A 19,827-nucleotide genomic window follows, 5' to 3' on the forward strand; every position below is an offset into this window, starting at 1 on the left:
ATGCCGCACATCATTATAATACTGGAATTCCGTCAATTATAGTACATAAATACTAAGATGCACGCCCAGTATTAGTGTCATCGAAAACTCATTTTCAAAGAATACCTCCGTCAGGAGGAGATGGTTGGAGGAGTAAATATCGGTTATGCTTTGCTACCTATTCTTCTGCAAGAAGTTTTTCTATTTCTGCGAGGAGCTTGTCAAACTTCTGTGTTTTTTTAGAGTCATCCCATACTTTAGTCTTTTTGGCTTTCGCAGATATAGCCTTGAGACGGCTTTGATACAATGCGCTTTTTTCAGACGTTGTTTTAGTAACGGCTGTATTTATACTGCTAATACGCTCCTTAATTTGATTCAAAGATAACTTTTCAGTAATTGCTACTGTTAACAGTTCTTCCCTCTGGCTATCGTCTTTAATTCGGGCTATTTCTCTTGCTTTTGTATATTCTATTTTTCCTTGGCGAAGATATTCCAAAATATCTTTTGGAAGATTGAGTAATGGTAAGCGATTAGTACGAAAACTGTTAGGAGTAAATTTTCCTATGATGTTAAAAACATCCAAAACTACCTTCCACTCATCACTGTGAATAACGTTATTCGCCGACTCCCGCTCAGGGTGAGAGACTACGTGAAACACTGAGATGACTGCTTCTCTTGACTGATTAAGTTTTAAGGATAACAAGTCTAAAATCCCTTCTGTTTCTTCAAGAGGGTTTAAATCCTCTCGTTGGATATTTTCCACAAGAGCGATTTCAAAAGTTTCTTCGTCGGAAAAATCCTTTATGATAACTGGAACTGTTTCCAACTTAGCTTCTTTGGCAGCGCGATAACGTCGTTCACCTGCAACGAGTTCATATTGATTTTGCCCCTTGGGACGAACAAGAAGGGGTTGTAACACCCCTTTTTGTCTAATTGATGCTGTGAGTGCTTCCATTGCCTCAAGATCAAAGTAGCGTCTAGGTTGTTTTGAGGGGAGATGAATAGCTGATAATAAAACTGATTCTAGAGGTGTTTCATTTTTTTGTAAAAATAGTAAATCAACACCCTTTACTTTATAGGCAGGCTCAGAGCTTTTCTTATTAGTCATTGTAAAGCATCCAGACTTTTAGCGATTTTTTCTAAAACTTTTACTGTTGGATGGCTTGAACTATAAAGTGCCAAAGGCATGTGTTTTTCAGAGGCATCCGCAAAGGCTATAGCAATAGGAATAGTTTCGTAAACAGGAATTTGCGTTCCTAGTTGGCGGACGGAATCAAGGCTTCTATTACCTTGTGCGGTGCGGCCATCATACATGGTAGGAATGATGCCAGCAACTTTAAGCTGTTGGTTTGCTCCCCTTTGAACACGAGCAAGTGTTTGGAATAGTAGTTCTGTTCCTCGAAGTGCTTTGTTATGTGTCTGAATAGGGATTAGGACATGAGTAGCCGCAACTAAGCTAATATAGCTTAATATTCCTAGACTAGGCGGACAGTCTATCAAAATAAAGTCATAGTTATTTACTACTGGTTCTAAGGCTTGCTTTAGCTTAAAATCTCGCATATCAGCCATAACCAGTCCCAGTTCAGCACCACTCAAGTCAATATTGGATGGTGCAAGATCCATACCGTGAATGTTTTTGCTGATAGGTAAGGCATCACCATCGACAACTGCATTGTAAACTGTATCTTCCAACTCTGATGCTTCTAGTCCCATGAACATCGTCAATGACCCTTGTGGGTCCATATCAACAAGTAGTACTTTATTATTTCGTTGTGCTAAATGATAACCAAGATTCATTGTAAGAGTGCTTTTTCCTACACCTCCGGCTTGGTTGAACAGTGCGATAATTCTTCGAGTCATAGTTCTTACTGAGAATAAACGATGATTTACTGTTAGTCCCTGAGATTTATATAAGAGACTATCAGAAGCGAATAACGTTATTCGCCACTACTATTTTTAAATAAGCGAAATCAAGGAAGTCAGCTTTAGTATCGTTCTCCTTGCTAAACGTAAATTTTAACGAAGAGTATATTTAGGGTCATAGTACATCTTAAGTGTTGACTATAAATGAGAAAATATTTTACTCACAATTTATGTTGGAAAATCAGCAAAAAGCCTTACTTAATAAGGATGCAAGGTATTGTCTCAAAAACATAGGGAAGCCAGTTGCTCTGTCTAGCAAGAATAGTCGAGCAGATTAAGAACAGTTTTATCCAAAGTCATCTGAGCTAGCGACTCTATTTTTCTGTCCAGAGTGATGCGATGCCTACGGCGGGCTGCGCCTACGCGCACAGACTCAAAAAATTAATCTTAAACTTACGAGTGTTAGCCACAAGGGACAAAAAAATATCAATTGTCTGTGTAGCCTCATGCGTCTGAGTAATATAGTTAATGTTGCGTTACTGTACCATTTATTGTTCTAACTAGCACGGGGGCAAGGGAGAAAGAACTTGTACAAATCTCTCCTCTGCTCCCCTCCTCCTCTGCCGACCTCCACAAGCGCAATTTTGGGGAAAGCGAACTACTAGAACAACATACTCTTGTGCGGAGATTCTTTCGTCGGGTAATATCTCTTGTAGTTGGTTTTCTTGCCCTTCTCCAATTCCTAACTCCAAAGAAACTAGCGGACGAAAAGCGTTTAGGCATTCGGAAACTTGTTTAGGTGATGTGTCATCTCCAATTCGCAATTGACAATTCGCAATTAAATTAGTGGGGGCTTGTACCCTAAATAAGTCAATTGACACTTTTCTCCACAATTGCAAATTACGAATTGCGAATTGTTCGGTCATGGGATAGGCCAATAGTGTGAGATTGTTCTGCAACTGCTCTAATAATTGACTGCCGAATCCACGCCTTTTGCATAAGTAGAGAATTGATAGCCGCGATTCGGCTTAAATTTTTCTACCGCATGAAAGTAAGGCTATTGCTCCCTCTTGAATCAGATCCAATAATTCTAGATTACTCCAACGATATTTTTTAGCGACTGCAACCACTAAACGGAGGTTGGCAGTAATCATTAAATGTTTTGCCAGTTGCCCTTGTTCAAGCATTTGGGTTAATTCTGCTTCTGTTTTATTCACCTCGGCAGAGAGTTCAGACCCATTTGGAGAACGCTTTAGCCGTTGCACAAGAAGATTCTTTTGCTGCTCAACTGCCAGCATAGACCTTACAAGTCTTGCATAGAAAATTTCTTGTTCAGGTAATAGCCTATCAATGCGACCAATTTCTCGTAGGTAAATTTCAAGTGTATCAGAGCTTTGGCTAGACATCTTGCGTTGCGTAAAGCTAATTTAGACCTTGACAGTAGAGTATAAATCAAAGAGTTAACAACGATCTAATTTAATTTCTGCTGCCTTGATAAAAAAGATTTCAAAAAATCCTGATGGGGGCTTTATAGGGGCTATATATACCCCAACAATAGCTCAGGACTTTGGTGACATTTTGACCCCTATATAGGGTGCATATAGGTGCTAAATGGGGTATATTTGACTGACTGACATTTTATACCCCATTTAGCCCCCAAGGGGTTATGATAAGCTCTTGAGTTGGGAAAATAAGGGTGAAGTTATTTTATTCTTCTTTTTCTTGCTCTTGCAGATCACTTGAACAAATAATTTTCACAAATTAAAGTGTATTACTTGGAGCCTATGTCAAACATTCACACCTTACAAAAAATTTTTCCTGCGGGTTTCGACAACGGTTACGGAAGTCTCAAACTTTTAGTCGAAGGGTTTGAAGTAGTTCGTGTGCCGAGCTATATAACCAATGCCGAGATGGAAGATGTGCCAGGACGTGTAGTTTTCAACGGTACTGCTTATACCGTTGGAGAATCAGCTTACCGTACAGGAAATTATTTTGACCGCAACACAGACAATAATGAAAATAAAGTCAACAACGCATTATTGACTTTATTGGGTGCATTGGCACATCTGCCACATCGTAAAGCTTGGCACTTAAAATTAGTCGTCAGTTTACATGATGTTGCTCTGGCATCAGAACTACAAAAAGTACTCAATGGAGAATATCAGCCAATACTTGCTGGCAAACAATCAGACGTGAAAGTAGAAGTGCTGAAAGTTGTACTAGAGGGTATGGGTGCATTGTTTGGGCATCCACTACCAAAAAAATTAACCATTTTAGACTTTGGCAATGGTACGACCCTGTATTCTCGTTACAACCGGGGTCAGCGAGAAGTTCACACTGCTTACCCTATAGGTGTAGAAGTTCTCATCGATGATATCTCCCAAAAGATGAAACATTTGAATGGCGGAAAAATCGGGGATGCCTCCAAAATCCGATTTTGTCTGGAAATGGGGCATACCAGGTACAGCCGTGACATCGATATCAAAGATATATACAGCGCTTGTTTGAAAGATTGGTATGAAAAATACTTGAAGAAAGTGGTGAATCTGACACTTGATGCCAAGCACCAGGGGGATGAAATCTGGGCGATTGGTGGAGGCTGTCTGTTACCAGGATTTAAGAAGCTGTTGGAGAAAAACGGCTTCAAAATCCTGGACAATCCGGTAGAAGCCAATGTCTCTGGGCTTTTAGAGATGGCAAAGACCATTTTTGCCAAGAACCCAACTACTACATCTCTTAAGTAAAGTTATAACAATGGCAGATAAAAAAGACTTAGCACCGGAAAAAGTTCGCCTCAAAGATAATTACCGAGAGCGCATATTTGCAGAATCGCAAAAACTAGATAAAAGTTACCTGGACACCCTTTACTTTATAGTTGATTGCTATTTTGTTTTCATCAAGGCTGGATTACCTGCACAACTTTTAGCTTCTACACCCATTAATACTGAAGATAACCAACTCACCTCTTGGACTCCAACTCCATTTCCAGAGGAGAAAGAAGAAGATTATGGTGGGGAAACATTCAGCCTTGATTTTGATTTGTAATCGTCAAAGGAAGTTGGCAAGGCTAAAGAAAGGGGATTAGCCCCGTGCTTCACGCAATGCTTTAAAGTAATGAGTGAATCAAGGCGAGTTAGTCATCAAGTGGCATCGGAAAATAAAAAACATTTGAATGTCAAAAATTGCCCCGCACTTAGCTTCTATAAATGCGGGGATATTTCATTAGCAGTTATCTCAAAGCCATTTAGCTTCTTCTCTCATGCAACCGCTCATCATTCGTATTAACGTCTAATTCCTCACGACGAACAGTACTTTCGGCTTCAACTGTATCCTGTTCAACTACTTTCTTAATTTTCACTTCCTCACGCAAAACGGCTTCCTTCTGAATATCAGGGGTTTCTTCATAAATGTCCATCCGAGTAACTTCTCCTTCACGGAAGTTTGCCTCAGCAGGCGATACAGTTCTACCACCTTCGTTTGGAGTAGTGCGTTCAATGATTACGCGTTCTTTTTCAACTGGTACAGAAACTCTTGCCGTCTGATTTTCAACATGTTTGCCAATAGATACTTCTCCTGCCTTAACACGAGATTTATTAGCAACTAAACGTTCTTCGTATAGTTTCAGGTTTTGATGATCCTGCTGATTCATATCATAAAGATTTGGTTCATCTTCATACCTGTATGCATTGCGATCCCTAGAGATTGGTGGGGCATCTACAGGTGTTGATGTCTCTACAGGTGTTGAGGTACTTAAAGGTGCTTGTCTTACTGGAGTCCGATAAACTCCACGCACCTGTTCCTCATAATCGTAATCAATCTGTTCCAAATCATTAAAATCTGGTAAATTTTCTACTTGCTCCTTCGTCAGCCCAATAGCATAGACACGTCGATAGCTATAGCTTATTCTGGAACGTCCAATTGGTAACAATACTTGTCTACCAAAGAACCAAAAACCTGTGTCAACAACTAAATAGCGGAAATGACCCGAATCATCGACCAAGATGTGTTTAACACTCCCAACTTTATCGTCATCTATGTCTGAGTAGACATCAAAATCCCTAACTTCATAGTTATCAAAATCTGCATCACTATAGTTACCAGCAAAGTCTTCGAGTTTATATAAAGCCATATTCTTTTTCCTCCAACATCTATATTTTCAATTGTAAAGATGTAATTTTTTACTCCTTCTTTCTCAAGAAAGATATTAATGTCTAAAAAATCATTCCTATGGAATTAATGGTTTTAAAAATTTCGGGTTAATTAAACCAAAAGTAAACCTCTGCATAACATAATATTATAGAGGCTTATAACTAAGTTGTTAGACCTGCAATCAGCAAAGGTCTTTGAGGAATTCGCACTTATTGAGCATTTTGCTTGTTGATAGGAGTACCAATAATATACTGATTGGTAGGTGAATTAGTAGCAATGGGTTCTATTTTTCCTTGGGAAACTAAAGTTTGATAAACTAAAGCTGTAATCTCTCCTCTAGTTGCAGATTTATTTGGATTAAGAACTTTAGGATTTGGATAGTTGACCACTATATTTGCTTTAGTTGCGGCTGCTACATCTCCAACTGCATATTGCGGAATATTATTGGCATCTGCGTAAGTGTTAGTAATAATAAATGACGCAGGACGGTTAAGACTTACAGCATTAGCTGCTACGGCTGGGGCTTTTGATATTAATAAAGGCTGCATTAAAGTAGTAAATGCTAGTGGCATCATACGCCTTTTTACAGGTTTTTGTGCGGTTTTTTGAGGAACTACTCTCTGCATGGCTGTGGGTACAGTAACTGCTGATGTACCAGTAGTTAGATTCAGACCTTTATTTAAAGCAACTATAGCCTCAACCTTAGAAACCGATTGATTGGGACGAAAGTATCCACCAGGATAACCTGCCATAAATCCTTGTTGATATGCTTCTTCGATGGGACGACTAGCCCAATAGTTTGTAGGAATATCTTTATATACACCACCACTTTCTATCTGGCGAATTGCTGGTTGATCAAAAGCTTTACGAATAATTGCTGCAAACTCATCTCGGTCTACTGGCTGTTCTGGTCGAAATGTACCATCAGGATATCCAGTTACAATATTTCTTGCAGCCAAACCTCGAATAAATGGCTGTGCCCAGTAATTAGGTTGAACATCACTAAAGGTAGTTGTAGGGGAAGATTGAGCATAGGTATCCAATGCTCCAACTGCTAGTACTGTTAAATTTAAAGTTAGTAAAGATACACCTGCTGAAATGAACTTAGTTAACTGTGTCATGATCCATGCCCCCTGTTTTTTCAATTATTCATTATTTCTAATACTTCAATAGTTATTAACAAATAGTGGAGATTTAGTGGAGAAATTTATCCTACAGCTTGAAGTACTACTAAAGACTGACTAGACTTATTACTTTAGATGTAGATAACGCAATAATGAAAATCTCAAAAATGTCAATGTTCTAGTAACAGCTTATGTTAATAGAAGAATTTTATAGCAATCTGATTTTAGTGGTGCGAAATATAGATTAGGAAACGAACCGCCAAGAGAGCATCTCACTTTTGTAAAAACACGTTTGCCCTAGCGAATGGAATAGAGCCTCCCGCACGCTGACGCGAACGCGGCTATACAGACAAAACCCACCTCCTTGGGTTTCAAATCCTTTGAGTCCGCGTAGGCGGACTTTGTTTGTGTAGCCGCGATTTCTAATCACCTAATATATTTGCAAAGGTGAGATGCTCCCACCGCCAAGGAAAGAAGAAAGAGAGATATAATTGTCACGAATGATTTAGAACTGCTATAAATTTAAGTAATAAAATTGGCGTTGCATAATAGAGGGATGAATTGAGGTAATCTACTGTGCAATGTCCATACTGCGACTCTACCGAAATTAGAAAAAATGGTAAACGAAGAGGTAAACAAAATCACATTTGTGTCAATTGTGGTCGTCAATTTATCGATGTTTACAGTCCACCAAAAGGGTACTCAGATCAAATCAAGCAAGAATGTTTAAGGTCATACGTCAATGGCATGGGATTTCGCGCAATTGAGCGGGATAAAGGAGTTCACCATACAACCGTAATTTATTGGTTAAAACAAATAGGCTCTCAACTCCCTGACGTACCGCCTAGCGACGACATACCAGAAGTTGGAGAATTAGATGAACTAGAAACATTCATCGGTTCAAAAAAAACAAAGTTTGGTTGTGGACGGCGGTAAATCACTTTCAAGAGGGTATCTTAGCTTGGGTAATCGGCGATCGCAGCTCAGAAACATTTAAATTCTTGTGGGACATTGTTTCCTATTGGCAATGTTACTTCTACGTCACAGACGGTTGGAAGGTTTATCCTTGCTTTATTGACCCAGGAGACCATATCGTCAGCAAAACCTATATGACTAGGGTCGAGGGCGAAAATACCCGCTTGCGCCATTACCTAGCAAGACTACACCGAAAAACACTCTGCTATTCTAAATCCGTAGATATGCTTAAACATTCAATTCGATTGTTACTTCATTATTTAAAGTATAGAGAAATACCTGTGTTTGCATGATTCATCCCGCATTTATGCAACGCCATAAAATTTATAGCTTGTTTTTGAGAAGAAAAATATAGCGGAGTTCTCCACGGCTTTTCCACTATTTAGATTTAATCTAAGTCTTAAACGATAAATTAATGAGATTTTCCTTATATAACCTTTTTTACTAGCTTAAGTAGCAATTATTTTACTATGCAGCAATTTTACTAATAAAAATTAAGTGTTAATTGAGTATGAGATACATATTTCCAAAAATCTTTCTTTGGGTAGTAGAGTTTTTGTCTGAAAAAACAAGATGGTTAGCGGTAGGAGGCTAGAATGCGTCAACTCATTATTCAAGTACCACGGGGAAATGGAAAAGCTGTTATCGATATTGCTAAATCTCATAACGGTACAAATCTGGCTCGATTAGAAGGAAATGCAGAAGAACCGATTGATGTGGTGATTGTTCACGTTTCTAATGGAGAAGTTGGCAAAGTTCTGGAGAAGTTGCAAGACTTGCCCAAAGTACAGATCACGCTCATACCAACTGGTGTGATGACTCTGCAACCCCCTGCATCTCAAGCGCCGCAACAAGTTGTAGATGTGGAAGAACGCAGTCCGATTGAGATTTTTCTTTCTGGTTTGCAAAGTGTTGGCTCTTGGCGAGGTTTTCTTAGTTATGCAGCACTGGCAGGCTTTGTAGTCTGGATTGGCTTGTATACCAATACAGCTTACTTGCTGGTGGCGGCAATGCTGATAGCTCCGTTTGCAGGCCCGGCAATGAATACAGCGATCGCTACTGCATGGGGCGATCGCAAACTCCTGGGGCGGAGTATCTTACGATATTTTGCAGCTTTAGCAGTCACAATTGCCACTACTTGGCTACTTAGCCTGATATTACGGCAAGAAATTCCCACCAGTTTAATGTTAGACAGCAGCCAGGTTTCAGCAGTAGCAGTGATTTTACCATTGGCAGCCGGCGCAGCAGGGGCGCTGAACTTAGTTCAATCAGAACGGAGTAGTTTAGTATCTGGGGCAGCAACAGGAATGTTAGTTGCCGCTTCTTTAGCCCCACCTGCGGGAATCATAGGTATGGCTGGTGCAATTGGCAGATGGGACATGGCAATTTCGGGGCTATTCTTACTGTTTTTGCAACTATGCGGCATCAACTTTTCAGCATCCCTTTTGTTCCGAGTCTTCGGGCTGTCTGCTCAAGGAACTCGCTATGGGCGTGGTAAAAAACGGGTATTCTTTTCTGCCTTAGCAATCACTGTCATCGCATTGGCTCTTTTGCTGACTTGGCAGTTTTCTCATTCTCCCAATTTACAACGCTCTAGCCTTGCTCAACGTGCCAACGCCCAAGTTCAGAAAACTGTAGAGCAAGTTGGTTTAGCAAAATTAGTCGAGTCGAATGTACGCTTTACACGATCCAATATTGAAGGGCAGGATACTCTGCTATCTGTTGTTTATGTGCAGCGTCAACCGGGAGTTACAGCGTCTAGTGAAGAAATTCGCTTACGCCTCACCCAATCAATTCAAACCCAATTATTAAAACAGGACTTAAATGTAACACCTCTAGTTGATGTCAACGTGCTAGAAACCCCTGCTAGTAAACAATAAGCCCATTTATGAGTAGTTCAAAGCTTTCAGAAAAACAAGCCCTAGAAAAAGAACGTAATGAAGTTTTGCACCAGTTGGAAGATTGGCTAGAAATTCCCATGCTAGTGCTGGGCTTTGTATGGCTAGCACTATTCATCATCGAGATCATCTGGGGATTAAACTCTTTACTGGAAGCCTTTAGCATCACTATTTGGATTATTTTTATATTAGATTTTTTACTTAAACTAGCGATCGCTCCTCATAAACCTTCATATATCAAAAGCAACTGGCTAACAGCTATTTCTTTGGTGTTACCGGCACTGCGTACTTTTCGGATTATACGGGTGTTACGGATACTAAGAACAGCACGGGCTGTACGAGGGCTACAACTGTTGCGAGTTATGACTCGTGCTAACCGAGGGATGCGGGTTTTAGGAGCAAGTATTAGCCGTCGAGGGTTTGGCTATGTTGTGGCGTTAACTGCGATCGTTACCGTAGTAGGAGCAGCAGGGATGTATACATTTGAAAACGAAGTTCCTGTGGAATCAGGGCTGCACAGCTACAGCACTGCTTTTTGGTGGACAGCAATGCTAATGACAACGATGGGTTCTGACTATTCGCCCAAAACGCCCGAAGGTCGGGTGCTTTGTTTTTTCTTAGCGTTATATGCGTTTGCCGTGTTTGGTTATGTCACTGCAACTCTGGCAACGTTTTTTATTGGTCGTGATGCCGATGATGACGAAGCAGAGTTAGCTGGAGCGAAATCGATTCAAATGCTTCAGAGTGAAATCGCAGCATTGCGCGGGGAAATTCAAGAATTATTGCATCAAAATTCTGAGCGTTGACTTTAGCAAAAATTACTTAGTGAAGAAAGTTCATGAATGCAGAAATCTCGACAGCTTGGGATAATATTCAAAGCATGATAAATGGTTTCATAGCTTTGCTACCAAACATTGTCTTAGGATTAATTGTCTTTATCTTATTTTTGTTTATTGCTAGCAGAATTAAAATACTGGTCAAGCGGTTAACTCGCAATCGTCGTTCTGCACGAAATCTGGGACTAGTATTAGGAAGGTTAGCACAAGGACTAACAATTTTGATTGGGTTGTTTATCGCCCTTTCTATTGTGATTCCTACATTTAGAGCCGGTGATTTGATACAACTTTTAGGAATTAGTGGTGTTGCAATTGGTTTTGCTTTCCGCGATATTTTACAAAATTTCTTAGCTGGAATTTTAATTCTGCTGACTGAACCTTTTCAAATTGATGACCAAATTGTTTTTAAAGGCTTTGAAGGAACGGTCGAAAATATTGAAACACGCGCAACAACAATTAGAACTTATGACGGTCGGCGGATTGTCATTCCGAACTCGGAATTGTTTACTAATTCGGTAACTGTAAACACTGCCTTTGAAAATCGGCGATTAGAATACGATGTCGGCATTGGCTACAACGACGACATTGACCGTGCCAAGCAGTTAATGCTAGACGCAATGCTCAGTGTAAATGAAGTTTTAAAAGATCCGGCTCCTGATGTATTGGTAATGGAACTTGCCGAAAGCACTGTTAACATCCGTGTCCGTTGGTGGGTTCATCCACCACGACGGGCAGATGATCTGCAATCACGGGATAAAGTGATTACTGCAATTAAGAAAATGCTCGTTGCAAACGGCATTGATTTGCCCTTCCCAACTCAACAAATTCTGTTCCACGACCAGACAGAAGAGACAGATGGAAACCGTTCCCGTCAGCGTGAAGGTTGGCCATCGGGTAAAAGTGAAGTACCAAAGCCTCGCCGCATCAGCGATTCACTCAGGTTACTTGCTCAAGCACGCTCCTCACAAGATAACAACGGTAAAGTAGATTCTCAAACCAACGAACAATGAGAAATGTCAAGATAAGCAAATTGTGGGATCAACTCCACTCAAGTTACTGGTTCATACCAGCGGTTATGGCGGTGTTAGCTATTGCTTTAGCTTTCACAATGCTTTCTCTTGACCGCACAGGCAAAGTAGACATTGATTATTGGTGGGTTTACGGTGGTGGAGCAGATGGAGCGCGATCGCTTCTCGGATCGGTTGCAGGTTCGATGATTAGCGTTGCTGCTACAGCCTTTTCAATTACAATTGTGGCGCTTCAGTTGGCTGCTTCCAATTTCGGGCCGCGACTTCTGCGTAATTTTATGCAGGATACGGGTAATCAAGTTGTACTAGGCACATTTATTGGTACGTTCATCTACTGCTTGCTTGTACTGCGGACAATTCATGGAGAAGGAGATGGATACGAACAATATGTGCCACAACTTTCAGTTACAGTCGGCACTTTACTGGCAATTATTAGCATTGGTGTATTAATTTATTTTATCCATCATGCTTCAACCATAATTCAGGCATCTTACGTAATCGAAAATGTTAGTGAGGATTTACATTCAGCAATTAAGCGGCTATTTCCAGAAAGAATTGGCCATGGTGAACCAGAAGATAGACAAGGAGTTGAAGAAATTCCCATGTCTTTTGAGGAGGAAGCTTTACCAATTCGAGCTAGTGGAACTGGTTATTTACAAGCAATTGATGACGAAGAATTGATGGAAATTGCTTGTAAACATAATTTACTAGTATGCCTTAAGATTAGACCAGGGAAATTTCTAATTCAAGGTAGCGATTTAGCATTGGTTTTTCCTGGAAACAAAGTAAATAAAAAACTTACCAAACAAATCAATGATGCTTTTATTTTGGGCAAAGAACGTACAGAACAACAGGATATAAAGTTTCCAATTGATCAATTAGTAGAAATTGCTCTACGTGCCATTTCCCCTGGAATAAATGATCCATTTACTGCAATTCGCTGTATTGACCGAATTAGCGCTGGGCTGTGCCATTTAGTTCAACGAGATTTCCCTTCGCCCTACCGCTACGATAAAAATAAAAAATTGCGCTTCATTGCCGAAGGAGTAGATTTTCAAGAATTGGTTGATCGTGCTTTTAACCAAATTCGGCAGTATGGAAAGTCGGATGCAGGAGTAATTATTCGTTTGTTAGAAGCTATAGCTACTATTGCCACTTACACCAATAATTCTAAATATCAAGCAAGCCTGCGCCATCATGCTGACATGATTTTACAAGATAGCCGTGAAGGACTATCACAAGAACAAGACCGCAAAGATGTAGAAGAAAATTATTATCAGGTCATTAAAAATTTAAATAATGATGACATTAATAAGGATTGGGATTAATCAGAAGAATGGCATTTTAAATTAATATTTTTGAGGTAATAACTATGAAAATTCTGAATTGGAAAGGTTATCGAATTATCGCATGGATAGGACAGGCTCTACTAACAATTTTTGTCATAGCCGCAGCAGTTCAAGGTAAATGGTCAAATGGCTTAGGTCTCGCTTTTTTCCTTGTTGTATCCTTTGTGTTTGTCATCCGAGATGATAAATTACCCACTTTATTTGATTTTTTGTTTGTCTTGGCTGCATTGCTCAATGCTACTGGTTGGGTATGGAATTTATTTGGTATGCCAGGCCCCTATGACGAGATTGTTCATGCTTATACGACTTCTGCAATTACCCTAGCACTTAGTTTTTTAGTCTATGGTTCAATGTTGAATATATTTCGGAATCATACAGTTTTGTATTTAGTGACAATTACTAGTTTTGGAATTGCTATTGGTGCTTTGTGGGAAGTCACAGAATGGTCTGCTGGTAAAATTCTCAATACTCAAGTAATTGAAAGCTTGGATGACACCATTATTGATTTAATGATGGACTCTTTGGGGGCTGGATTAGCAGCTTTAATTAGCCTTTGGGCATTGCAAAAATGGACTAATCGTCATACAGATGCAACTAATGGACAAACTGAGACATACATTTAGATTACATAATTTTCGATACTTGGGTAGGAAACTATGAAGGCTGATGTTATTCAAGCAATTAACAATCAATTAGTTACCCCATCTAAAGAAATTCAGCAGTTATCGAAAAAAATACCTTAAATAACTTACAAATCCAAGTACTACGCAACGGACAGACCTTACAATTAACACTACAACCTGAAGCATTGCCATCTCCAAATAACATCCAACCTTAAGTCTTAACACTCAATTAATTGAAATTCATCATACAATTATCAATTTGCTAGTAAACTTTATTGAAGCTGGATGAGCAGCTTCAAAGAGTCTTTGGGAATTGCAACAAGGCACAATAACTTATCAACTAACGACAGTAACCAAGATAACTTCCTTGCACATATCCCTGCATAGGAACTGTAATCGGCACCCAACCATCAAATCCTAAACTATCAATGATGACTCTCCGCCCATTTGTAACTACTCCTACACTCGTTGCAGTATCTAATGGTTGTTGTCGCACAGGAGCGCCAGCACTAGCTATAATACGGCGACAGTTGCTTGGGGGTGGTGCTGCTGCTGTATCACACATACCAAGATATTGAGCATAGACATAACCTGGAAGCGGGGTTGAAATAGGCACCCAACCATTATTTGTTACATCAGTTTGAATTGTGACGTTGCGGTTAATTTGTACAGTCCCTACAACCCTACTGTTGGCCGAAGGCTTTTCCCGAACACGAAGACCACCTCTAGCACTCACTTGGCGACAGCTAGCAGGCACTTGTGCTAATAGATAGCTACTTTCTTGTAAACCAGAAGATTCATAACCTGGAATTTGGTTTATATCATTGGCGAAAGTAGGAGTTGCAAAAAGCGTTGCTGCTAACAAAAGCGTGGTTGAAACAATAGGTAATTTTTGCCATCGATAACTATGATTAGATTTCATGATCACATCCTTGCAATATTGCTAATTACTATCTACAGCAGTTTGCAACTCAGTGAAGTAACAAATTAGATTTGAGTGACAAAGATTAACGCTGTTATAACCTTATAAGAGTATCTTTGCCATTCCGATAGTGTTGCGTAGCAAAAGCTATTCTAACTTCTGACTCCTGTAGCCGTGACCTTGTAGTAGGCTATTCTGCTGTATATAGTTGCATCTAACTATAGGTAATCATAATTTTTAGAAAAGAGCATCTATTTTAAGAAATAGAAAATAGTCCTCCAAGCGATATAAATTTAGTAATTTATATCGGATAGAGCGCAAGCAAGTATCCAACTCACACATTATAAAATGAGTTTTTATGGTAAAAGTTGATTATCAATGATTGTTTTCTTGCCAGTTGTTGAGTACATCCTCGACTAAAACTTCTTTTATCCATGTTTGAAACACAATTACTAATGGAACAGCGAGAAATACACCTAAAAACCCGAAAAATCTGCCAAAAAAGACCACTGCTATTAAAGTAACTGCTGGCAAAAGAGATGCTTGGCTTTTCATCACTAAAGGCACTAAAACTAGACTCTCAATCTGCTGAATTCCAAAGTACAAAGCTATAACAGCGGCGATTTTCCAAGGTTCTTCATTCAATGCTAGCAGTGCAGGCGGAATTACACTCAAACTTGGCCCAACATTTGGGATAAATTCTAATAATCCTGCCAAAATAGCATTAACTAATGGCAGTGGTATTCCCAAAATTAACAGTCCAATATAGCTCAGTGTTGCAATGAATAGCATAGTTAAGAGCGTGCCTTTTATCCAGCCAGTCAACGAGACTACACACTTGTTTAGAATGTCATCAACTCGCCGACGATAAAAGGCAGGAAATAGCAGTATAAATCCTTGTCGATACGGCGAGGGATTAGCTAATAACATGATGGTGAGAGCTACGAAGAGCAGCAAGCCTAAAATAATAGAAAGCGAGCTACTGACCAAGTTAAAAAAGTTATTTATTAACTGATTTAACCAATCTTGCAAACCTTGAGTTAGATATCTAAGCCCGCGAATATTTTCTAACAGTTGGTCAGGAATTACATTTTGTAACCAGTTGTTCCATGATCGCAACCGCTCTAATGCCATAGGCATAATATTAGCAAATTGTTGCAATTGGTCAATAAGACGTGGCACAATCAGTGCAAAAAAACCGACCAAAATGGCCAATAAAAGAACAACTGTTATGGCAACTGCGATTCCTCGCTTAATACGAAATCTTTGAAAAAAACTCACTAGTTGATTTAATACTGTCGCTAAAACTACTGCTGCAAATACCAGCAAAAGGATTTGGTGAATTTGCCACAGAATGTAAAGAGAGATAACAAGAGCCAGAAATCCAATTAATTGTCCGAAGCGCATAATGCACCCCCATTTTTTGCTATCTACAGTGCAAAATCAATACTAGAATTTCTAATTAGCTTGCAATTCCTCAATATCCAACAAGCTTACAATAACTCCAGCAATGGGTATAGAAAGAAATACTCCTAATAAACCAGCTATTTTTGTACCAATTAAAAGAGCAAAAAATACTACTATAGGATTTAAATGCACTGTACTCTGCATTACACGAGGGGCAAGTAAATTATCTTGAATCTGTTGCAAAACTATACAAGCTATTAATACTTTAATAGCAACAATCCAACCACTTTGTATTAAGATAATTAGAGAAACTAAAGTAACTCCTAGTGTAGCTCCTATCCCAGGAATTAAGTCAAAAATTCCCACAGTTATAGCTAGCAGAAATAGGAATGGAACACCAAAAAGTGCGAAAACTAAAAAAGTGGCAATACTCAGAATAAATGAGATTAGCAATTGACCTCGTAAGAAACCGATGAAGTTTTTCTGAATAGCTGTTGAAAAGCGATCGCGTTGATTATGGGAAATCATCTTAAGAATCAGTTGCCAGATTTTTTCTCCATCAGTCAGCATGAAAAAGGCAATTACAATAATAATGATAAATCCGACATAACTTTCTAAAATATTGGGTAAAAAGCCTAAAATCATGTTCATACCAGACACAAACCAGTTGCGAATTTGTGTTTCTATTGCCTCTAAATTTATTGGAACATTTCGAGTAGCTAATGCGCTTTGTAATTGATTAATAGGATTGTTTGTAGAACTAATTATTTGTAATAACAAACCTGTTAATTCTTGTAGCTGTGTAATCAATATATTACCAACAAATACAAATAGAAGAATGATTGTTAATAAACTGATAGCTATGACTGTACCCAAGGCAAAACCTCGCCTCAAAAAACGTTCCAGGTAGCGTATAGGATAGTTAAGAATGAGTGCTAAAATTGTCGCAAAGGTAAATATAAAAACTACATCCTTGAAATACCAAAAAACTTTTACTAATACCCAACTACAAGCAGCAAACAGTAAGAAACGGACTAGTGTATTAGTACTAAATTTGCTCCAGAAAGTTTTTTTAGTTGGCTGTTGTTGTGGGTTATTCATATATTTGGTTATTTTATTTACTAAAGCTATGTTTCTAACTAGTTATCTTAGTTTTAGACAGTTCAATATACGGGTGATTAGGTGTGAGTTCTTAGCAGTTTTGCTCACACAATCATTGGCTCTGACCGCAAATAGTTGCTCAACAATATCTGCTGATAAATTATCAACCAGAAACAGTACTGGTAAAAACTTCCAGTACGGATCGTTACGTACTACCTGACAAAGTTCAATGCCATTGATATTAGGCATTTCCACATCTAGAATTAGCAAATCTGGAGAGAATTCTGTCAGAGTATCCCAGAAGTAGCGTGGATCTTCAAGAGTTTTTAGAGTAAGTCCTAAAGCTTCTAAAGATTGTTGTATGACAATTAATGTCTGTGCGTCATCGTCTACAACCATGATTCTCGCTTTAGTAATACGAGTTTGCTGTAATACTTGGGTGACTGACTCCAAAATTTCGTTAGGAGGCATGGATTTTTGTAAAAAAGCACGTCCGCCAGATCGTGCAACTTCTAGGCGTAGGCGAAGCCCGCCGCAGGCATCGCTAAAATTATCTCGCTCTGTAAAAACTAACACAGGTATTTGTGACGTTGGCGTTTCGCCTACCGTAGGCGATCGCTGAGATAATTCTCTTATTAATTTCAAGCTGTCTTTCTCAATATCAAGATCGAGTAGCACTACATGGGGATTTAAAGATGAGATTATACTTCTGGCGGCGGTGAGATTAGTAGCAACTTTAATTTGTATTTTTTGATTCTCAGCCTCCTCGATCAATTCCTCAACTATTTGGCGATCGTTGCTAATTACTAATAGTAGATTTTGGGTTTGTTCAACTGTGCTTTTTTCTAGCTCTCGTTGCAACTCCATCAAGAGCTTATCTAAATAAAAACATTTAGCTTGGCTAATAAATTTTTGAGTTTGAAATAAATCTTCTATTTCATTGGCTAATAACGAACCTTCTGGAAAGCCAAAGCTACCCAAAGAACCAGCTAGTTTGTGAGCTTCTTGCTCTGCTTTTTGCCGCAATTGAGCGTCAAGTTTACCTTTTCTTAAAGCATCAGCTGCTAGTTTCAATACTGCAATACGCGAACCAACCTTAGCTTTGAAATTTTCCCGCTCTTGAGCAATGGCTGTTAGTAGAATTTGCTGCTGTTTTAAATCTATTTCCGGCTCAGGTTTCGGACAAATTTCCTCATGATCTAAAGCTTTTAAACGATAACCCATTCCATAGACAGTTTCTATAAAATCATAGTTAGCACCTGCGGCTTTTAGCTTTTGCCGTAAACTTTTGATATGAGATTTAATCGTATTTTCTTCAGGTGGATCTTTTTCAGTACTCCAAAGTTGATCTACAATGGCACTCCGGCTAAAGATGCGCTGGTTGTTGCGTAAAAAAAGGTCTAAAAGGCTAAATTCTTTCGCTGTTAAATTTAGAGCAATGTCTGCATAAGTCACTTCACAAGTACTAGGATCGAGACGCAAGGCTCCCCATTCCAAAACAGGAGGTAAAGAAGTATTTCCTCGACGTAATAAAGCACGAATCCGAGCTGATAACTCTTGAAAATCAAATGGTTTGACTACATAATCATCTGCTCCAGTATCTAAACCAATAACTTTATCAGTTTTAGTGTCTTTTGCCGTTAAAAGCAGAATCAGCATTTGATAACCTGACTGCCGTAATTGCCGACAAAGACTTATGCCATCTAGCTTTGGCAGAACAATATCTAACACAATCAGGTCATAGTGACAGACATTAACTAACTCCCAACCAGCTTCACCGTCAGGTGCAATATCAACCACATAATTTTGTTTGGTAAGATATCTTGCTACAGCTTGAGCAAGCAAATCATCGTCTTCAACCAACAGAATTCTCATGAAAATGTTTGCTTGTAGAAGCGACCCTGAGCGCTGTAATCAAATTTATATAACTTAGGTTATGCCATTTTCAATTTTTTATGACATCTATCAAAGGCAATACTATACTTAGGCTAAAAGGTAGTAAAAAAACTGTCCCAAGAGAGTTTCAGCTAAGATAAAAGTTTTTTAGAGGTTGAAATATAGTAGTGTCGGACTGTCAATAAGTCCTAGTATATAAATAAATCCGCATCAGCTTTGTGGGGAAAACAAGCCTTGCTTGCCTCTCTCCACATTCTTTACAGCACTTCCGGCAGCTATGAGGTACATCCTAAAAGCTGAAAGCAATGATAGGAGAGGGGCAAGGATAAAACTATATTGCATAATAGCCGGAAGCGCTGTAGCGTGAATGCTGCTGATGGATATTTTGTATTTCATCCAAGCTTGCGGTGTAGCAAAATTATACCTCTTAGTAGAAGCTGCGCTACTCAGTATTCTGTATAATTTAGAAATTGATTGAGTTATGTTTTCTAGAAATATAGGACTCATATTTAATTTTTGAACAAACTCCGTACAACTCAAAAAGCTTTCTTGACTGTTGCCTATCTACACAAGTAAGTTAAAAAATCAAAGCGGATTCCTATATATCAATTTTCATAACTATCAAACTATCATCAGCAGCCGAAAATTATCTGCTTGGCTTTGCTGAATAAATTGTA

The 19,827-nt window shown here is 39.0% G+C and carries 18 protein-coding genes; 8 read left to right on the plus strand and 10 right to left on the minus strand.

Translation table 11 applies throughout. The features are described from left to right. Positions 1–157 precede the first annotated feature (157 nt). The 4 genes from ACWATR_RS33255 to ACWATR_RS33270 form a co-directional block, all read right to left on the minus strand. Entirely contained in the window at positions 158–1,087 is a 930-nt protein-coding gene (locus ACWATR_RS33255; RefSeq protein WP_460342456.1) for a ParB/RepB/Spo0J family partition protein, read from the minus strand. Next, complete coding sequence (locus ACWATR_RS33260; protein ID WP_460342459.1) at positions 1,084–1,839, minus strand: ParA family protein; 756 nt, start codon at positions 1,837–1,839, stop codon at positions 1,084–1,086. The genes ACWATR_RS33255 and ACWATR_RS33260 overlap by 4 nt, the downstream gene beginning before the upstream one ends. 563 nt (positions 1,840–2,402) lie before the next feature. Continuing rightward, positions 2,403–2,768 carry a sigma-70 domain-containing protein gene (locus ACWATR_RS33265; RefSeq protein ID WP_460342462.1) on the minus strand — a complete coding sequence of 122 codons (366 nt, stop codon included), beginning with the start codon at positions 2,766–2,768 and terminating at the stop codon, positions 2,403–2,405. A 102-nt stretch (positions 2,769–2,870) separates the two neighbouring features. Continuing rightward, entirely contained in the window at positions 2,871–3,248 is a 378-nt protein-coding gene (locus ACWATR_RS33270) for a sigma-70 factor domain-containing protein (protein ID WP_460342465.1), read from the minus strand. A 378-nt stretch (positions 3,249–3,626) separates the two neighbouring features. Here ACWATR_RS33270 and ACWATR_RS33275 point away from each other — a divergent pair, with 378 nt between their 5' ends. After that, on the plus strand, positions 3,627–4,586 hold the full coding sequence (locus ACWATR_RS33275) for a ParM/StbA family protein (RefSeq protein ID WP_460342468.1): 960 nt from the start codon (positions 3,627–3,629) through the stop codon (positions 4,584–4,586). A gap of 10 nt (positions 4,587–4,596) precedes the next feature. Beyond that, positions 4,597–4,887 (plus strand): hypothetical protein, encoded by a 291-nt coding sequence (locus ACWATR_RS33280; RefSeq protein ID WP_460342471.1) that lies wholly within the window; start codon positions 4,597–4,599, stop codon positions 4,885–4,887. A gap of 199 nt (positions 4,888–5,086) precedes the next feature. On the opposite strand, the gene ACWATR_RS33285 is transcribed toward ACWATR_RS33280, so the two are convergent. Continuing rightward, the gene (locus ACWATR_RS33285; RefSeq protein ID WP_460342474.1) at positions 5,087–5,971 is read right to left on the minus strand and encodes a DUF2382 domain-containing protein; all 885 of its coding nucleotides are present in this window, start codon (positions 5,969–5,971) and stop codon (positions 5,087–5,089) included. 229 nt (positions 5,972–6,200) lie between these two features. Beyond that, positions 6,201–7,112, minus strand: coding sequence for an S-layer homology domain-containing protein (locus ACWATR_RS33290; RefSeq protein WP_460342477.1), 912 nt, complete (start codon positions 7,110–7,112; stop codon positions 6,201–6,203). Between the two features lie 579 nt (positions 7,113–7,691). Here ACWATR_RS33290 and ACWATR_RS33295 point away from each other — a divergent pair. The 6 genes from ACWATR_RS33295 to ACWATR_RS33320 all read left to right on the plus strand — a co-directional run bounded on the left by ACWATR_RS33295 (position 7,692) and on the right by ACWATR_RS33320 (position 13,824). After that, positions 7,692–8,383 (plus strand): IS1 family transposase gene (locus tag ACWATR_RS33295; RefSeq protein WP_460342480.1). Its coding sequence is split into 2 segments (ribosomal slippage): positions 7,692–8,027 and positions 8,030–8,383, totalling 690 coding nucleotides; the frame shifts between segments, so codons are not numbered across the junction. A 303-nt stretch (positions 8,384–8,686) separates the two neighbouring features. Continuing rightward, complete coding sequence (locus ACWATR_RS33300; protein ID WP_460342483.1) at positions 8,687–9,970, plus strand: TIGR00341 family protein; 1,284 nt, start codon at positions 8,687–8,689, stop codon at positions 9,968–9,970. Positions 9,971–9,978: 8 nt separating this feature from the next. Next, positions 9,979–10,794 carry a potassium channel family protein gene (locus ACWATR_RS33305; RefSeq protein WP_460342486.1) on the plus strand — a complete coding sequence of 272 codons (816 nt, stop codon included), beginning with the start codon at positions 9,979–9,981 and terminating at the stop codon, positions 10,792–10,794. Between the two features lie 32 nt (positions 10,795–10,826). Next, the gene (locus ACWATR_RS33310) at positions 10,827–11,834 is read left to right on the plus strand and encodes a mechanosensitive ion channel family protein (protein ID WP_460342489.1); all 1,008 of its coding nucleotides are present in this window, start codon (positions 10,827–10,829) and stop codon (positions 11,832–11,834) included. Next, on the plus strand, positions 11,831–13,180 hold the full coding sequence (locus ACWATR_RS33315; protein ID WP_460342492.1) for a DUF2254 domain-containing protein: 1,350 nt from the start codon (positions 11,831–11,833) through the stop codon (positions 13,178–13,180). Before ACWATR_RS33310 ends, ACWATR_RS33315 begins: the two co-directional genes overlap by 4 nt. Before the next feature lie 44 nt (positions 13,181–13,224). Next, positions 13,225–13,824: a DUF2238 domain-containing protein gene (locus ACWATR_RS33320; RefSeq protein WP_460342495.1), complete on the plus strand. Its 600-nt coding sequence runs from the start codon at positions 13,225–13,227 to the stop codon at positions 13,822–13,824. 340 nt (positions 13,825–14,164) lie between these two features. On the opposite strand, the gene ACWATR_RS33325 is transcribed toward ACWATR_RS33320, so the two are convergent. The 4 genes from ACWATR_RS33325 to ACWATR_RS33340 all read right to left on the minus strand — a co-directional run bounded on the left by ACWATR_RS33325 (position 14,165) and on the right by ACWATR_RS33340 (position 19,129). Continuing rightward, positions 14,165–14,746 carry an SH3 domain-containing protein gene (locus tag ACWATR_RS33325; RefSeq protein ID WP_460342497.1) on the minus strand — a complete coding sequence of 194 codons (582 nt, stop codon included), beginning with the start codon at positions 14,744–14,746 and terminating at the stop codon, positions 14,165–14,167. A gap of 375 nt (positions 14,747–15,121) precedes the next feature. Beyond that, on the minus strand, positions 15,122–16,153 hold the full coding sequence (locus ACWATR_RS33330) for an AI-2E family transporter (RefSeq protein WP_460342500.1): 1,032 nt from the start codon (positions 16,151–16,153) through the stop codon (positions 15,122–15,124). A 51-nt stretch (positions 16,154–16,204) separates the two neighbouring features. Beyond that, a complete protein-coding gene (locus tag ACWATR_RS33335; RefSeq protein ID WP_460342503.1) occupies positions 16,205–17,254 on the minus strand; it encodes an AI-2E family transporter in 1,050 nt (349 codons plus the stop codon). A gap of 42 nt (positions 17,255–17,296) precedes the next feature. Next, positions 17,297–19,129: a response regulator gene (locus tag ACWATR_RS33340; protein ID WP_460342506.1), complete on the minus strand. Its 1,833-nt coding sequence runs from the start codon at positions 19,127–19,129 to the stop codon at positions 17,297–17,299. Positions 19,130–19,827: the final 698 nt, after the last annotated feature.

Source organism: Nostoc sp. UIC 10890 (assembly GCF_054786515.1).

What these genes read in the sequence shown, in the direction of transcription:
- ACWATR_RS33255 (WP_460342456.1), bottom strand. Translation starts at nt 1,087, where the DNA reads ATGACTAATAAGAAAAGCTCTGAGCCTGCCTATAAAGTAAAGGGTGTT.
- ACWATR_RS33260 (WP_460342459.1), bottom strand. Translation starts at nt 1,839, where the DNA reads ATGACTCGAAGAATTATCGCACTGTTCAACCAAGCCGGAGGTGTAGGA.
- ACWATR_RS33265 (WP_460342462.1), bottom strand. Translation starts at nt 2,768, where the DNA reads ATGACCGAACAATTCGCAATTCGTAATTTGCAATTGTGGAGAAAAGTG.
- ACWATR_RS33270 (WP_460342465.1), bottom strand. Translation starts at nt 3,248, where the DNA reads ATGTCTAGCCAAAGCTCTGATACACTTGAAATTTACCTACGAGAAATT.
- ACWATR_RS33275 (WP_460342468.1), top strand. Translation starts at nt 3,627, where the DNA reads ATGTCAAACATTCACACCTTACAAAAAATTTTTCCTGCGGGTTTCGAC.
- ACWATR_RS33280 (WP_460342471.1), top strand. Translation starts at nt 4,597, where the DNA reads ATGGCAGATAAAAAAGACTTAGCACCGGAAAAAGTTCGCCTCAAAGAT.
- ACWATR_RS33285 (WP_460342474.1), bottom strand. Translation starts at nt 5,971, where the DNA reads ATGGCTTTATATAAACTCGAAGACTTTGCTGGTAACTATAGTGATGCA.
- ACWATR_RS33290 (WP_460342477.1), bottom strand. Translation starts at nt 7,112, where the DNA reads ATGACACAGTTAACTAAGTTCATTTCAGCAGGTGTATCTTTACTAACT.
- ACWATR_RS33300 (WP_460342483.1), top strand. Translation starts at nt 8,687, where the DNA reads ATGCGTCAACTCATTATTCAAGTACCACGGGGAAATGGAAAAGCTGTT.
- ACWATR_RS33305 (WP_460342486.1), top strand. Translation starts at nt 9,979, where the DNA reads ATGAGTAGTTCAAAGCTTTCAGAAAAACAAGCCCTAGAAAAAGAACGT.
- ACWATR_RS33310 (WP_460342489.1), top strand. Translation starts at nt 10,827, where the DNA reads ATGAATGCAGAAATCTCGACAGCTTGGGATAATATTCAAAGCATGATA.
- ACWATR_RS33315 (WP_460342492.1), top strand. Translation starts at nt 11,831, where the DNA reads ATGAGAAATGTCAAGATAAGCAAATTGTGGGATCAACTCCACTCAAGT.
- ACWATR_RS33320 (WP_460342495.1), top strand. Translation starts at nt 13,225, where the DNA reads ATGAAAATTCTGAATTGGAAAGGTTATCGAATTATCGCATGGATAGGA.
- ACWATR_RS33325 (WP_460342497.1), bottom strand. Translation starts at nt 14,746, where the DNA reads ATGAAATCTAATCATAGTTATCGATGGCAAAAATTACCTATTGTTTCA.
- ACWATR_RS33330 (WP_460342500.1), bottom strand. Translation starts at nt 16,153, where the DNA reads ATGCGCTTCGGACAATTAATTGGATTTCTGGCTCTTGTTATCTCTCTT.
- ACWATR_RS33335 (WP_460342503.1), bottom strand. Translation starts at nt 17,254, where the DNA reads ATGAATAACCCACAACAACAGCCAACTAAAAAAACTTTCTGGAGCAAA.
- ACWATR_RS33340 (WP_460342506.1), bottom strand. Translation starts at nt 19,129, where the DNA reads ATGAGAATTCTGTTGGTTGAAGACGATGATTTGCTTGCTCAAGCTGTA.